The following is a 17,710-nucleotide window of genomic DNA, read 5'->3' as shown; positions in this document are numbered from 1 at the left end:
AATGGTCCGTGCAATTCAGGTCGGGACTCACGGCCCGATGGGTGATAGTCGGAAACGAGAGGTGTCGGTACAGGTGGCAATCGCCGAGCATCGTGCGAAAGCGCAGGTCGCAGCGGAGACCCCGTTGCACTACCTGCCGCTGACCGCGGCTCAGCGCGGCATGTGGTTCGCCGAGTCGCTGGCACCGGACTACTCGGTCAACATCGCCCAGTACCTCGACATCCGTCATCCTCCGGGGGGACTCGACATCGAGCTACTCGCCGAGTGCACCATTCACGTCGGTAAGCACCTGGAGTCGCCGTACACGCGCCTCGCCGAGGTCGACGGTGTGCCGATGCAGTTCGTCGACCTCGATTTCGACCAGCAGGTCGACATCCTCGACTTCCGCGCGGAACCGGACCCAGCCGATGCGGCACTGGCGTGGATGCGCGCGGAGTACCAGCGACCGGTCGACCTGCTCAACGACCAGTTCGTCATTGCCGCAATTCTGCAGGTCGGCGACGGGCGAACGTTCTTCTACAACCGTGCCCACCACATCGTTCTGGACGGTTACGCCGCGCTCACCGGGGTACGACGGACCGTCGATCGGTACAACGCGATCCGGCGCGGCCGGGTTCCTGACGACAAGCAGCTCGCCACGATGGCCGAGATCGTCGAGTACGAGCAGAGCTACCAGAGCAGCAGCCGACGCGACACCGATCGCGCGCACTGGCTCGAGCGGGTCGTCGACCTCCCCGAGAGGGTTACGCTCTCGACGCGGTCGGCGGCGGTGGCGCCGCTCTCGTTCGCCAACGTCGTGTCGAGTCAAGAACTCCAGCCCGCCTCGCAACACCGCCTGGAGGCCCTGGCCACGGAGTGCAACAGCTCGATTGCCGTGCTGCTCACCGCCGCGTTCGGCGCCTACCTGTCGCGGGTGACGGCCAACGACGACATCGTGATGAGCCTGCCGATCACCGGGCGCACCAACGCCAAGATCAAGCGGTCGGGCGGCATGGTGTCCAACATCGTGCCGATCCGACTGCGCGATCCGCAGAGCAAGTCGGTCCGCGATCTCATCGCCATTACCCAGCTCGAGCTGACCGGAGCGCTGCGCCACCAGCGATATCGGTCCGACGACATCCGGCGCGACGCCGGACTCGACGCCAGTTCGACCTCCTTCGGCCCGGCGATCAACATGGTCTTCTTCGATGAGCCGGTCGCCATCGACGGCACCGAATCCGACTATCGGATCCTGACGTCGGGAATTCTCGAGGATCTGCTGATCAACATGTATCAGTCGGGGCCCACAGCGCCGCTGGTCGTCGACCTCCACGGCAATCCGGGCCTCTACACCCAGGCTGAACTCGACGCCCATCACGCTCGCTTCCTGTACTTCCTCGACAACTGCCTGGCCTCGGAGTCCCTCGATCGGCCCGTCGGCGCCATCGAGATGTTGACGCCCGCTGATCGGGCGATGCTGGCTGATTTGCCCGAACCCGCAGTCCACGGCTCGGGCGAGCCGGCGACGATCGTCTCCCGATTCGACGAGGTTGCGCGAGGCCATCCGGATCGGCCTGCGGTGACCGACGCGCGCGGGGTCACCGTCACCTATCGCGAACTCGGGGCGCAAGCGGCCGCGGTGGCTGCGGCCCTGAGGGCCCGCGGCGTCGGGCCCGGCGATCTGGTGGGCGTGGCCACGGCACGCCACGCGACGCTGGTCGCGGCCATTCTGGGGGTGCTCACCGATGGTGCGGCATATCTGCCGCTGGACACCAGCAACCCCGTCGACCGCCTCGCATTCATCGTCGGTGACGCGGCTCCGGTGTGTGTCATCGTCGACGACGACTCGCGACCGGACTGGAGTGGAACGTTCCCGGTGGTTTCGGTCGACCAGCTGATCTCCGAGGGCGCGGCCGTGCCCGTACCGCCCGCGGTATCCGACGACACGCTCGCCTATGTCATCTATACCTCGGGTTCGACCGGCCGACCCAAGGGTGTCGAGATCACCCACCGCAACGTGATCGCACTGCTCGACGCGGCGCTGGAGCAATTCGATTTCGGTGCCGACGATGTGTGGTCGGTGTTCCACTCCTATGCGTTCGACTTCTCCGTCTGGGAGATGTTCGGTCCGCTCCTCACCGGGGGGCGGGCGGTGATCGTGGATCGTCAGGTCGCGCGTGCGCCCGTCGAGTTCCTGGAGGTGCTCGCGCGCGAGAACGTCACGGTCGTCTCGCTGACGCCGTCGGCTTTCGGCGTCCTGGCCGAGGCGCGTCGACGCGCACCGACCCCGTTGTCGTTGCGGTACATGGTCTTCGGTGGCGAGGAGCTTCGGTTCGACGAGGTCGAGCGCTGGTATGACGACTTCGGTGACGACGTCGCTCTGGTCAACATGTACGGGATCACCGAGACCACTGTGCACGTGACATCCCGTCGACTCGATCCCGAGTTGGTGCGGGGCGAGAGTGGCAGCTTGATCGGGCAACCGTTGTCCACGTTGGGGCTGCGCATCCTCGACAACCGTCTCCAACCGACTCCCGAGGGCGCAATCGGTGAAATCTACGTGGTCGGTGAGCAATTGGCCCTGGGGTACCGCAATCGTGCGGCGCTCACCGCGAGCCGATTCGTCGCCGACCCCCACGGCAGTGGCGCTCGGCTGTACCGGTCGGGCGATCTCGGCCGCCGCGTCGGTGACGACGTCCAGTATCTGGGCCGGGCCGACACTCAGGTGCAATTGCGTGGGTTCCGGGTGGAACTCGGTGAGGTCGAGACCGCTCTGCGGTCCGTCGGCGGCGTCACCGCTGCGGCCGCCGTGGTCCTCGACGCCCGAAATCCCGGTGGCACCAAACTGATCGGATACGCGGTGGCCGATCCCGCTGCGGGCCTCGACGAGTCCTCGATCCGCGATGCGGTACGGGCGGCGGTGCCCACCTATATGGTCCCCGACCTCGTGGTGCTGATCGACGAACTGCCGATCACCGCCAACGGGAAACTCGATCGCCGCGCCCTGCCGACGCCGCAGTTTGCCCGTGATGAGCGGGTCGCCTTCGTCGCACCGTCCACCGCGCGGGAGATCGCCGTCGCCTCGGTCATCGGTGACGTCCTGGATGTGACGCCCATCGGCATGCACGACAACATCTTTGCACTCGGCGCCGATTCGCTGACCGCCGCTCGCATCGTCTCGCGGTTGCGCAGCGTGGCGCGGCTGTCGGTGTCGTTGGCCGACCTATTCGAAGCGGGCACGCTCGCCGAGATCGTCGCCGCAGCGGTGCCGACGCAGGACGCCGTTGCGCTCCCGCTCTGTGGGCAGATCGAGCGGCCGGTGGCTATCCCGTTGTCGCTGAGCCAGCAACGTCTCTGGTTCATCAATCGGCTCGATCCGGCTTCGGGGGCCTACAACATCCCGGGTGCGGTGCGACTCGGCAGCGACGTCGACGCGGATGCCCTCGCCGCCGCCGTCGGTGACCTTGTCTCCCGCCACGAGCCGTTGCGGACGATCTTCCCCGATGACGACGGCGAGACCTTCCAGTCCATCGGCGAGATCGACGATGTCACTGCTACAGGTGTTTTCGGGGTGGAGACGGTCGACGCTTGTACCGTCGACGCCCGGATCGCAGACCTGTCGGTGACCGGTTTCGACGTCACCACGGACTGGCCGCTGCGAATTCGGTTGCTCGCGGTATTCGACTCTGCGGACAGTGCCGCTGGAGCGACGGCCGGTGGCATCGTCGATCACGTGCTGGTCGTCGTCGTCCATCACATTGCGGCCGACGGCGCCTCCCTCGGGCCATTGATCACCGACCTGTTGACCGCGTACGCCGCCCGAGTTCAGGGGCAGGCCCCCGAGTGGCCGTCGCTGCCGGTGCAGTTCGCCGACTTCGCCGTGTGGCAGCGTTCGGTGCTGGGGGAGGAGGCCGATGCCGACTCGGTGATGGGTCGTCAGATCGCCTTCTGGCGCAAGGAACTTCAGGGCATGCCGGAGCTCATCGGGCTGCCGACCGACCGCCGGCGGCCCACGCGTCCCACGGGCGCCGGCGGCTACGTCGACACGATGCTCGACGCACAAACCGTCGAGCGGCTGCATGCCCTGGCCGCGCATCACGGTGTTACCTTGTTCGCGGTCTTCCACTCGGCGCTCGCGCTGCTGCTGTCGCGGCTCAGCGGTGGCGAGGACATCGCCATCGGCACCGCCATCGCTGGTCGTGACGAACCGGAATTGGCGGATCTCGTCGGGATGTTCGTCAACACCGTGGTGCTGCGCACCCGAGTGCAGCCCGCCGATGGTCTCACCGACCTCCTCGCCTCGGCTCATCACACTCGCGCGCAGGCGCTCGGTCATGGCGACGTCCCCTTCGAGCAGGTGGTGAATGCGGTGGGGGCCCGGCGATCCCGGTCGCACTCGCCGCTGTTCCAGGTGGAACTGGTCATGCAGCACGATCAGGTGGTGGGCCGGCTGGATGCGGAGTCGGGACTGGGGTTGATCGACGCCCGCCCGCCGTTCGCCAAGTACGACCTCTCGCTCAACGTGATCGAGTTCGGTCCGATTGCCGCCCACTCCAAGCAAATCTCGTTGTCCTTCTGCTACTCCCGAGAGCTCTTCGACCACAGCACGATCGAGCGCTTCAGCCACTACTTGCACGACATCCTGGACCGCATGGCCGCGACGCTGGAGGAGACGCAGGAGCGGCCGCTCGACGAGTTGTTCTGGTTCCCGGATTCGGAAGTGGACGTCGTCGCGGGCTGGTCGAGGGGATACTCCGAGAAGATCACCCGGCCTCTGCTGCCGGCGGTCTCGGCGTCCGAGCGGCGCGCCACGGCGCTCGTCCACGACGGTCGGCGAGTGTCGTACCGCGAATTCGCCGACCGCGTCAACAGCGTGGCCAGGGAGCTGATCGGTCTCGGAGTCGGCCCCGACGTGGCTGTGGCCGTGTGCATCCCGAGGTCGGTCGAGCTGTTGGTCGCGCTACATGCGGTGATCACGGCCGGTGGACAGTACGTCCCGCTCGATCCCGAAGCCCCGCTCGACCGCGGTGAGTACATGGTCGAGATGGCCGGCGTGGGCACGGTGCTCGTCGGTCCCGGTGCGCTCCCGACCGTCGTCTCCGGCCTCGGCGACCGCGTCTGGGTGCACACGGTGGATGCTTCGGCGCCGCTCGAACACGCGGTTGCCCCGGTGACGACCGACGAGCTGATCGCGCCGCTGTTGCCCGATCACGCCGCCTACACCATCTTCACCTCCGGATCGACCGGAAAACCCAAGGGCGTCACCGTCTCCCATCAGGCAATCGTCAATCGGCTCGAATGGATGCAACGGCACTACCCGCTGAGCACGTCCGATGTGGTGTTGCACAAGACGCCCATTACCTTCGACGTGTCGGTGTGGGAGCTCTTCTGGCCGTTCATGGTCGGTGCCGGTCTGGTCATCGCCGAACCCGGACGTCATGGCGACCCGGAGTATCTGGCATCGCTGATCGAATCCGAGGGCGTCACCACGGTGCACTTCGTGCCGTCGATGATGTCGACGTTCGCCGACGTGACCGGACCGACTCGGATGGCCGAATTGAGTTCGCTGCGACTGATGTTCACCTCGGGGGAGGCCCTTGCGGCGCCGACCGCGCGGTCGGTGCGCTCCGCGCTGCCCGGCCTGGGATTACACAACCTGTACGGTCCCACCGAGGCCGCGGTCGACGTCACCGAGTATCACGTCGGCGCCACCGATACGGCGATCCCGATCGGGCGGCCCGTCGCCAACACCACCACGTTCATCCTCGATCGCCGGCTGCGACCGCTCCCGGTAGGTGTCCCCGGCGAGTTGTATCTCGGTGGCGTCCAGCTCGCCCGTGGATACGCCGCACAGGGCAGGCTCACGGCGGAGCGGTTCGTGGCGGACCCGTTCGGACCTCCGGGATCGCGTCTGTACCGCACCGGTGACCTGGCGCGGTGGAACACCGCGGGCGACATCGAATATCTGGGGCGCAACGACTTCCAGGTGAAGCTTCGCGGACAGCGCCTCGAGCTTGGCGAGATCGAGGCCGCGCTGGTCAACGTCGCCGGTGTCGTGCACGCTGCGGCAACGGTGATCGAGTTGGCCGCCGGTCAGAACCTGGTCGCCTACTATTCGCCCGACACCGTGGCGCCCGACACCGTCGCGGCCCACCTCGCCGAGCACCTGCCGGAGTTCATGGTGCCGACGATCTGGATGCCGATGGAGCAGATGCCGCTCAACTCGGCGGGCAAGGTCGATCGTCGTGCACTGCCCGATCCGGTTCTGGCCACCGCTCCGTTCGTCGGCCCGAGCACCGAAACCGAACGGATCATCGGGTCGGTCTTTGCCGAGGTCCTCGGTGTCGAGAAGGTCAGCGTCACCGAGTCATTCTTCGATCTCGGCGGAAACTCCCTCAGCGCCACCAAGGTTGCCGCGCGATTGTCCGCTGAACTCGGAATCAAGGTCCCGCTGGCGGCGGTGTTCGACGCGCCGTCGGTCCGCGAGGCCGCACAGCATGTGCGCGGAATGGATACCCCACATCATCGGCCGGTGCTGGCCGCAGCCGAGCGCGGCGCGAGTGTGCCATTGTCGGCCGTCCAGCGCGGCATGTGGCTGGTCAATCGTGCCGATCCCGCATCGCCGGTGTACAACGTGGCGATCGCGCTCCGATTGTTCGGAGCACTCGAGCGGGCGGGCGTCGATGATGCCTTCGCGGACCTGGTGAGCCGGCACGAGACGTTGCGGACGATGTATCCGATGTTCGACGGTGAGCCGGTACAACTCGTGCTCGAGCCCGAGGACGCGCTGACGCGCATCGAACGGTCGGTGCGTGAGATTCGAGATGATGTCGATGCAGAGATCGCGACGGTCACCGGTCGCGGGTTCGATGTCACGGCCGGGCCACCACTGCGGCTGGCGCTGCTGGCGGTCGCCCCCGACGACCACATCCTGGTCTTCGTGGTGCACCACATCGCCGCCGACGGCGCATCGATGATGCCACTGGCCACCGATTTCATGACCGCATACACCGCGCGGGTGAGCGGCACTGCACCGGCGTGGGGACCGCTCGCTGCACAGTACGCAGATTATGCTGTGTGGCACCATGATTGGCTTCACGCACAAGGCCCTGATGGCCGGACCGAGGCGGCGCGCCAGCTGGACTACTGGACCGGGCGGCTGGCCGGTGCGCCGGCGAGGCTCGAGTTGCCGACCGACCGGGTGCGGCCGCGTGTACCGACGTTCGCCGGCGACGAGATCGTCTTCGAGATTCCCGCTGAACTCGTCGTCAGGCTCGATGCCGTTGCCCGACAGAACAATGCCACCCTCTTCATGGTCATGCACGCGGCCTTCGCGGTGCTACTCAGCCGCCTCACGGCGCAGCGCGACATCGTCATCGGCACGCCGTTCGCAGGTCGCGAACAGGCCGAGCTCGACGGCGTGATCGGGATGTTCGTCAACACCCTGGCCCTGCGTACCCAGATCCGCGAGGAAGAGAAGTTCGCCGAACTGCTGCAACGGGTTCGCCACGATGACCTCACGGACATGGCCAACGCCGACATCCCCTTCGACTCCATCGTGTCGTCGGTGGTGTCGGCGCCGGCGACCAGCCATCACCCGATCTATCAGGTAATGTTCGCGTATCAGAACTTCGCTTTCCCGACAGTGGATGTGGCCGACCTGACCATCACCCCGGTGTCCGAACAATTGGTTCCGGCGAAGGTGGATCTGCAATTGACACTCTTCCCCGACGATCCGCACGCAACACCTGGCACGAAGGACTCCGATGTGATGAAGGGTCAACTGATCTACGCCAAGGATCTGTATAACCGCAGTTCGGTTGAGCTGCATGCGCAACGGTATCTGCGGGTGCTCACCGAAGTCGCCGAGAACCCGCAGGTGCTCGTCGACGACATCTCCATCGCCACCGACACCGAGGTGCAGGCCGCGCTCGACGCGGCCGACCACGGATATCATTCGCTGTCGATCCCCGAACTCGTCGCTGCGGCCGCGAACGCCGCGCCGGATGCGGTGGCGGTGAGTCACAGCGGCACCAAGGTGACCTTCGGGGTGCTCTCGGCGATCACCGACACGATGGCGAGCGCGCTACCGGACGCAGACTCGGCGCTGACGACCGCGCTCATGAGTCTGATCCCGGGCGTCGCCGTCTCCGGACCGCAGGCACTCGGGGACGTCCTCGGTGAGCTGCGGTCGAATTCGCTGTTTGCCGTGGGTGATTCGGCATGTGCCGCTGGGAATGCGACGAACAGCACTGCGATCAACGAGACCTCGACCAACGGGGTGACGAACAAGGGAATGACTCCACCGTGACAGGTGTCGATTCCAGCATCTCAGCGATAGCCAAGACCTGGGGTCCGCGCCCGTCGACTCTGCATCTGATCGCCTTCGCAGCCGGATCCGCGCCGAATGCGATTGCGATCGATGCGCCCGCCGGCCCGGTGACCTTCGCCGACCTGCACACGCAGGTCGCGGCGACGGCTCAGGTGTTCGCCACTCAGGGACTCGACACCGAGGCAGCAGTGGGTGCGGGTGTCACGCGGGCGCTGATGTCGCCGGGGCACAGCCCACAGGATCTCGCCGAGGCGACACGGCACGCCATCGAGCAGGTGCGCAGCCGCGCGCTCGACGTCATCGGCAGTCACGATCTGGGATCGCTTGTCGGACTGTTCAGATCGGCGGTGGGGCGCTTCGGCGGCCGGACCGCGGTCAGTGACACCCATCGCCACCTGACCTACCGTGAACTCGACGAGCGTTCGGCGCACCTCGCCGATGCATTGCGGCATGCGGGCGCCGGGCCGGGCCGACTGATCGGTGTCGCGCTGCCCCGCGACGTCGACCTGATTGTTGTGCTCGTGGCGATTCTGCGCACCGGTGCGGCGTACCTGCCGCTCGACAGTGGCCAGCCGCCCGCGCGTGCAGTGTCCATCATCGGCGATGCCGAACCACTCATGGTGCTGGTCGACGATGGGCTCGCCGCCCGGTGGGCGCAGGCCGCTGCGCCACTGCTCTCCCCGGCGGAGATCGAGCGTCGGTTCGCCGACAGGACAGCCGAAATTGCCGGTTCGCCGGACGCCGCAGCGGCGATCGACGACCGCCTGCCCGCGTACCTGATCTACACCTCCGGGTCGACCGGAAAACCCAAGGGAGTGGTGGTGCCGCACCGCCAGGTGGTGGCCCTGCTCGCGGCGGCCGCGGACGACTTCTCCTTCGACCACAACGATGTGTGGACGCTGTTCCACTCGTACGCGTTCGATTTCTCGGTGTGGGAAATCTGGGGCCCCCTGACCACCGGAGCGCGGCTGGTGATCGTCGACCGCGACGTCTCCCGTGACCCCGGAAAGTTCCTCGAATTGCTGGCTGCGCAGCGGATCACCGTCCTCAACCAGACGCCGTCGGCGTTCTACCAGCTGGTTGCGCAGCGTCGCCGCACGCCGATGGACCTGTCGCTGCGCTATGTCGTCTTCGGTGGCGAGGCACTGAGTTTCGAGCAGGTCCGCCGGTGGTTCGACGACAACCCCGCCGATCACGCGCAACTGGTGAACATGTACGGCATCACCGAGACGACGGTGCATGTCAGCTACCGGCCGCTGGACCGCGACGACGTCGCCGCCGATGACGCTTCCTTCATCGGGCGCCCGCTCTCCTCGCTCGACATCCACATCCTGGACGGCCGGCTGCGGCCGGTGCCCGAGGGCGTCGTCGGTGAAATGTACGTCACCGGAACACAACTCGCTCAGGCGTACCGCAAGCGGCCGTCGTTGAGTGCGACCCGCTTCGTCGCCAACCCGTTCGCTGCGGACGGGTCACGGATGTACCGGACCGGTGACCTCGCGCGTCGCGTCGGAGAGGACATCGAGTACCTCGGACGTGGCGACGACCAGGTGCAGTTGCGCGGATTCCGCATCGAGTACGGCGAGATCGAAGCAGCCCTGCTGGGCGCCGAGAGGGTCAGCGCCGCGGCCGCTCGCGTGATCGACCTCCCCGGGCGCGGTGAGATCCTCGTTGGATACGTCGTCGCGGAGGAGGACGAGTACGGCGCTGCCGGTGACGGCAGTGGCCTCGACGTCACGCAGGTACGACGGATCGCGGGACGGGCGGTCCCGGACTACATGGTGCCCGATGTCGTCGTCGAGGTGGGCTCGTTGCCGCTGACCGGCAACGGGAAGCTCGATCGCGCGGCGCTCCCGCACCCGAATCTGGCCGCCGACACCGAGATCGTCGCGCCCACGACGGCCACCGAGACCGCGCTGAAGGCGATCGTCGTGGAGGTACTCGGGGTCGACGACATCAGTGTGACGACCTCGGTCTTCGACGTCGGTGGCAATTCGTTGCTCGCGGCGCGGATCGTCGGCCGGGCCGCGGAGACGCTGGGGGTCGACCTGAGTGTGCGGGATCTGTTCGAGGCACCCACGGTCCGCGAACTCGCGGTCACCGCCGAGGCCACCCGCCCGGGCCTGCCGGCCATCGAGGCCGTCGTGCCCCGACCCGAGCGGATCCCGTTGTCCCTTGCCCAACAACGGATGTGGTTCATCAACCGCTTCGACCCGGTGTCGCCGGCCTACAACATCCCGGCGGTGCTGCGACTCGACGGCGTCATCGACACCGATGCCCTGCGTGCGGCACTGCTCGACGTCATGCGCCGGCACGAGGTGCTCCGCACCACCTACCCCGAGACCGAGGGCGCCGCGGTCCAGCACGTCGCAGACATCACCGCGGCCGAAGCCGCACTTGATTGGCGCATTGGCGACGAATCTGAGGCGCGCGCAGCGCTTCTCGCCGGATTCGACCTGCGCGACGAGCTACCCGTCCGGGTACGGCTGACCCAGGTGGCGCCAACCGCCTGGGCGATGGTGCTCGTGATGCACCACATCGCTTGCGACGGTGAGTCGTTGGCCCCGCTGGTCGCCGACCTGATCGCTGCGTACGAGGCGCGCTCACAGGGCCACGCACCCCGATTCACGCCGCTGCCGGTCCAGATGGCCGATGTCGCGCTCTGGCAGGAGCGGGTCCTCGGTGCCGCCGACGACCCGGATTCTCTGATCGGCGCGCAATTATCGTATTGGGCAACCCATCTCGACGGTGCCCCCGACGTGATCGAGCTACCCACCGATCGGCCGCGCCCGGCGATCGCCTCGCAGCGCGGCGCCCGAGTCGATTTCGACGTGCCCACCGAACTGTCCGAACGAGTGGCGGTGTTGGCGCGCGAACGCGGCCTGACTCCATTCATGGTGGCCCACGCCGCGTTGTCGGTGGTGCTCGCGCAACTCTCGGCGACCGACGACATCACCGTCGGCACCCCGATCGCCGGCCGCGGCCAATCGGTTCTCGACCCGATGGTCGGCATGTTCGTCAACACTCTGATCTTACGGACGACCGTCGAGCCGCACATGAGTTTCGACGACCTCCTGGCCCAGACCCGACGGATCGATCTCGAGGCGCTCGCCCACGCCGATCTGCCGTTCGAGGCGATCGTCGAACGGGTGAACCCCATCCGGTCCCAGGCGTATGCGCCGTTGGCGCAGGTGTGGTTGTCCTTCGATCAGTCTGCGATCACCGAATTGGCCGCGCAGCGCATCGACCTCGGCGTTGCGGGCGGGCTGCGGGTCAGTGCCGCCGAGCCGCCCGAGATCTCGTCCAAGGTCGATCTGACCGTCGGTATCGCCGACTCGTCGAACCGATGGCAGGGATCGATCGTGTACGCGACCGACCTCTACGATTCGGAGACCGTCGAGGTGTTCGCCGAGCGGTTCGTCCGGGTGCTCGATGGGCTCACCAGGGATCCGGCTCGACCGGTCGGCGACGCCACGATTCTTTCCGCGCCGGAAGCTGCTGCGCTGCAACGGTGGACTGTCGGCGGCGCCGTCCGACCCGGCGCGGTCACCGTTGCCGACCCACTCCGTGTGGCCCACCTCGCCCACGCCGAGCGGATCGCGGTCGTCGACGCCGGGAACCGTGCTGAGCATTCGAGTCCGGCGGGACCGACACACTGGACCTACGCCGAATTCGGTGCTTTGGTCAACGCTCTCGCGCGGCGGTTGATCGACCTCGGCGTCGGCCCTGATGTTGCTGTGGCCGTCGGGATTCCGCGTTCGCCGGAGATGTTCGTGGCCGTGCACGCGGTGATCGTCGCCGGAGGGCACTACGTGCCGGTGGATCCGCAGGCCCCGGCCTCGGTGGTCACCCATGTGCTCGATACCGCGCGGGTTGCGGTGGCCCTGACGGTCTCCGAGGCCTCCGGTGTCTTCGACGCCGCGGCTGATCGCCTGCCGGTCACCATCGTCGATCTGACCGAGCTCGAGCGCGTGGACGGCCGCCCGGTGACCGACCGGGATCGGCTCGCTGCCCTGCGGCCCGGTCACGCCGCATACACGCTGTTCACCTCCGGGTCGACCGGACAACCCAAGGGCGTCACCGTCTCCCACGAGGCACTCCTTGCTCTGCTCACCTGGTTCACCCCCGCGGGCACCGAACCGCAGAGCGAGCGCGTCCTCGTCAAGACCCCATTCACCTTCGATGCATCGGTGTGGGAGTTGTTCTGGCCGTTGACCGTCGGCGCACAGGCCGTCGTGGCGGGTGTGGACGACCATCGCGAACCCGCCGCTCTGGCCCGCAGTCTCGCCGAGTACGACATCACGATGGTGCAGTTCGTCCCGTCGATGCTCTCGGTATTCCTCGACGAGGTCTCGGATGCGTCCGCGGCGCTGTCGACGGTGCGCCGGATCTATACCGGTGGTGAGTCATTGACTCCCGCGTTGACGCAGCACACGCTCGCCGTGGCGCCGCACGCGACGATGATCAACCAATACGGGCCCACCGAGATGACGGTCGACACGACGATCGCGACGTTCACCGAGCCGGGCGAGACCGTCACTATCGGCCGGCCTGCCTTGGGTGTGCTGGCCCGAATCCTTGACCGACGTCTGCGTCCGGTCCCGCCGGGCGTGCCCGGCGAACTCTATCTCGCCGGCCCCCAGATGGCCCGTGGTTACGCCCGCAGCTCAGCGCTGACCGCGGAACGATTCATCGCCGATCCCTGCGGTCCGGACCTGTCCGGTGCGCCGGGACAGCGCCTCTATCGCACCGGGGACCTGGCCCGATGGACCACCGATGGTGAGATCGAGTACCTGGGGCGCGCCGATTTCCAGGTCAAACTACACGGGCAACGGATCGAACTCGGCGAGATCGAGTCGGTGGTGTCGTCGGTTCCCGGCGTCATCGCCGCAGCAGCCGACGTCAGATCGTCGGTGGCCGGGGACGTACTGGTTGCCTACGTGGTCGGTCACCCTGGCCACACGCTTCGCACCGAGGTCATCGCCGAGGCGGTGGCCGACCGGCTGCTCGCGCACCTGCGCCCGTCGGTCTGGGTGGTACTCGAGGCCATGCCCCGCAACAGTGCGGGCAAGATCGACCGCCGAGCGCTGCCCGATCCGGCGCCAGCGACGCATACCGAGGTCGTCGCGCCGTCCACGCCCGCGGAGTCGGCCATCGCCGCCGTCGTCGCCGAGGTGCTCGGCGTGGACCAGGTGTCGGTGACCGACTCGTTCTTCGACATCGGCGGAAATTCGTTGGCCGCCATGCGCGTCGCCGCCCGTGCGGGTGCGGCACTGGGCGTCGAGATCGCCGTCCGCGATCTCTTCGACGCACCGACGGTCGCCGATCTCGCACGCCGGGTGGTCGGCCGCGGTGCCGGGCTTGCCCCGGTGCGCGCGCATCACCCACGCCCGGAGCGCATCCCCCTGTCCTACGCGCAGCAGCGGATCTGGTTCATCAACCAGTTCGACACTTACTCGGGTGCCTACAACATCCCGATCGCTCTGCGCCTTTCCGGCAAACTCGACCTGTCGGCGCTGCGCGCGGCCATGGTCGACGTGATCGACCGCCACGAGGTGTTGCGCACCACCTTCGGGTCCGTCGAGGGCGCGCCGTGCCAGGTCGTGACCGACCGATCGTTGACGGGCTCGCTGCTGGACTGGGCGGTCGTTGACGACGAGTCCGAGCTGTTCGCCGCTGCGGCAGCAGGATTCGACGTCACCGCCCACCATCCCATCCGGGTCCGGATTCGCCGCGTCGAGGATCTCGAACACATCGTGCTCATCGTGGTGCACCACATTGCCGGCGACGGCGAGTCGATGCGCCCGTTGGTCACCGATGTGGTGACCGCCTACCATGCCCGCTCACGTGGTCGCACACCGCAATTCGCGGAACTGGCAGTGCAATTCGCCGACGTGGCACTGTGGCAGCGGGAGGTGCTCGGCTCGGCCACCGACCCAGGGTCGGTGGTGTCGGCGCAATTGGCGTATTGGACCGACCGGCTGGCGGGTCTACCGGATGTGCTGAACCTGCCGACCACGCACCCACGACCGGCCGTCGCCTCGATGCGTGGCGCCGAGGTCGGCTTCGAGATCCCTGCCGGCACTGCGGAGTCGGTGCGCGTGCTCGCCGCGACCCGCGGTATCAGCGAGTTCATGGTCATCCATGCCGCGCTGGCGGTGCTGTTGTCACGGCTGGCCGCCACCGATGACATCGCGATCGGTACCCCGATCTCGGGCCGGGGAGATCAGGCTCTCGACTCGCTCGTCGGCATGTTCGTCAACACCCTCGTCCTGCGGACCGCGGTCGACGGTGCCGCCACCTTCGCCGACTTCCTCGACGCGGTCCGCACGACCGACCTCGACGCGTTCGCCCATGCCGACGTGCCATTCGAGACCGTCGTCGACGCCGTGTCGCCGACGCGCTCGGAAGCTTTCGCGCCACTGACGCAGGTCTTGCTGACGGTGGAGCAGAATCCCGTTGACCCGGCGGCTATGGTTGCCGACCTCGACGACCTCGCCGTCGGCGTCGTGGAGATCGAGGAGACCTCCGCGAAGGTCGATCTGACGGTCGGTGTGCGCGCCGGACGCACGGGGGCGTGGACCGGACGGGCGAACTACGCCACCGACCTCTTCGACGCGCCCACTGTCGAGACCATGATGTCCCGGTTCGTGGACCTGCTCGGGCACCTCGTGGCCCGACCCGAGACGGCGGTCGGCGACGCGCCGCTGCTGTCGCGTGGCGAGGCGATCGCGTTGACACCGGTGGGAACCGCGCCCGGTGCCCCTGCGGTCCTGCTCTCGGAGATCTTTGCCGAGGCTGCCGCCCGCCGTCCCGGGCATGTGGCGGTCAGCGATCCGATCCGATCGCTGACCTATGCCGAACTCGACGTCGCGTCGAATCGACTGGCGAGGTATCTCCTCGAGTGCGGTGTCGGGCCGGAAGTTCTTGTAGCCCTGGCATTGCCGCGGTCGGTTGAGTTGATGGTCGCCATCTGGGCGGTCGCGAAGACCGGCGGAGCCTATGTTCCGATAGATCCTGACTACCCTCCGCAACGCGTCCGCACGATGATCGAGGACTCCGGTGCCGAGCTCGGGTTGTGTGGACAGGCAGACGACCTGCCGGTCGTTTCGGGCCAGAAGCCGATCAGGTGGTTGTCGGTCGATACCGCGGAGTTCGCCAACGCCACGGCCGAGCACTCCGCCGAACCTGTCCGTCCAGATGAGCTGCACGGCCGGGCGCGCATCGACAGCACCGCTTACGTCATTTACACCTCCGGTTCCACGGGCCGCCCCAAGGGGGTCAGTGTGACCCACCGCGGGTTACACAACTTCGGCGTGCAGGAGGCTCGACGTGGTGACATCTCCGAGGACGCCCGGGTCCTGGGTTTTGCGTCGCCGAGCTTCGACGCGTCGGTGCTGGAGTATCTCCTGGCCTTCACCGCAGGGGCCACACTCGTCTATCGCCCGGCGGACGCGGTGGCCGGTGCGCCGCTGCAGGAGTTCATCCGGTCCGAGCGGCTGACCCACACCTTCTTGACCCCCACCGTGCTCGCCTCACTGGATCCCGCCGAACTCCCGTCCCTACACACCGTCTTCGCCGGTGGCGAGGCGGTCCCGGAGTCGCTGCGCGATCACTGGAGTACGTGGGTTCGTTTCCAGAACCTCTACGGTCCGACCGAGACCACCATCGGCGTCACGATCGGACCGCCGATGTCGGCAGAGAGCCCCGTGCTGACCGGCCCCCCGATCGACGGCGTCGGTCTACTGGTGCTCGACGGTCGTCTGCGCCCGGTGCCGATCGGTGTGCTCGGCGAGTTGTACATCGTCGGGTCCGGTCTGTCCCGAGGATATCTCGATCGGCCCGGACTGACCGCGCAAAGATTTGTTGCGCAACCATTCTCCGATCGAGGAGAGAGGATGTACCGCACCGGCGACGTCGTCCGGTGGGTGGCCACCGACAATGGTCTGTCTCTTGCCTACGGAGGTCGCAGCGACGATCAGGTCAAGTTGCGCGGTCTGCGGATCGAGCTGGGCGAGATCGAGTCGGTGCTGTCGGCCCATCCGGCCGTCGACACTGCCATTGTGGTCGGAGTCCGACCCGACGGCGCAATTGCAGGCAGTGGCGAATCGGTGGTCGCATCGCTGGCCGGATACGTCGTGGCCAGCGAACCCGTCGAGCTACAGGTCTTGAGTGATCATGTGGCACAGCAGCTTCCGTTGTACATGGTGCCGGCGACCATTGTCGTTCTGGACGCCCTTCCGCTCACCCCGGTGGGCAAGCTCGACCGCCGCGCGCTACCTGAGCCGGTCCTCGTCGTCGATGTCGAGCACATTGCACCGGAGAACCTCGTCGAACACCACCTCGCAGGCATCGTCGCCGGTCTCCTCGGAGTCGAGCGTGTCGGCGTCACCGAGTCGTTCTTCGCCATCGGCGGTGACTCGATCATGTCGATCCAGCTGGCGTCGGCGGCGCGCGCGGTCGGGATTGAAATTTCTCCTCGAGATATATTCGAGCACAAGACCATTCGCGCCATTGCCCGCGCCGTCGAGCGGAGAGGCGCGGCCGTTGCGGTACTCGAGGAGCCCAGTGGCGGCGCCACGGGGCCGATGTCGATGCCACCGGTCGTCTCGTGGCTGCTCGAGCACGCCGACTCCGCCGCCGACTTCGCCGACTTCTCCCAGTCGATGGTGCTGCACGCCCCCGACGAGCTCACGCTTCCGGTACTTCGTGCGCTGCTCGAGGTGGTCGTCGACAACCATCCGATGCTCACGGCCACGTTGACCGAACTCGACGGGCGGTGGCATCTGCAGTCGGGGGCAGGTCGGTTCGACGCGAACACCGCGGTCACCGAACACTCCGACATCCCCGACGGCGGTGCTTCGGCAGCAATCGTCGCCGCGTTCGGTGCGGCGTCGGCGAGACTCGATCCAGCACTCGGACAACTGGTATCGGCTGTCCTCGTCGGAACCGGTGAGCAGCGGCGTGTCGTCGTCGTCATCCACCACCTCGGTGTCGACGCGGTGTCCTGGCGCGCGATCATCGAGGACCTGGTGACCGCGTGGGGGCAACATCTCGGGGGACTTGCATACGCGCTGCGACCCGAGTCCACCTCGGCGCGCGCCTTCATCGGTGCCGTCGCTTCCCAACGCGATTCGCGCCGGCAGGAACTCGGCTATTGGGCCGCGCGTAGCCGGGCCACCGATCTCGGCGTCGCGATCGATCGCACTCGTGATCGCATGTCCACCGTCTCCGAGATCGTGCACACCATCGAGCCGCATCTCGCCGAGCCGCTGCTCACCTCGATACCGGAAGCTTTCCGCGGCAACGTCAATGACGCGCTCGTCGCCGCGCTGGCGCGAGCGGTCCGCTCGTGGCAGCGTGATCGGGGGATCGCCGACGAGGCGCCGATCACGATGC

2 protein-coding genes (1 of these 2 only partly in view) are annotated in these 17,710 nt (G+C 67.3%); both read left to right on the top strand.

All coding sequences use genetic code 11. The features are described 5' to 3' along the window. Positions 1-37 precede the first annotated feature (37 nt). Positions 38-8,290 (top strand): amino acid adenylation domain-containing protein, encoded by an 8,253-nt coding sequence (locus tag EF294_RS11120; RefSeq protein WP_185091033.1) that lies wholly within the window; start codon positions 38-40, stop codon positions 8,288-8,290. Then, positions 8,287-17,710, top strand: the 5' end (the start) of a protein-coding gene (locus tag EF294_RS11115) for a non-ribosomal peptide synthase/polyketide synthase (protein ID WP_123929553.1). It continues 30,872 nt past the right edge of the window; only the first 9,424 of its 40,296 coding nucleotides appear in the window; the start codon lies at positions 8,287-8,289; its stop codon lies off the right edge, out of view. The genes EF294_RS11120 and EF294_RS11115 overlap by 4 nt, the downstream gene beginning before the upstream one ends.

The organism is Gordonia oryzae (genome assembly GCF_003797185.1).
In the GTDB taxonomy this organism is placed as follows: domain Bacteria; phylum Actinomycetota; class Actinomycetes; order Mycobacteriales; family Mycobacteriaceae; genus Gordonia; species Gordonia oryzae.
The sequence above is the reverse complement of the archived record's forward strand: the minus strand, read 5'-3'. Positions and strand labels throughout refer to the sequence as shown.

What these genes read in the sequence shown, in the direction of transcription:
- EF294_RS11120 (WP_185091033.1), top strand. Translation starts at nt 38, where the DNA reads ATGGGTGATAGTCGGAAACGAGAGGTGTCGGTACAGGTGGCAATCGCC.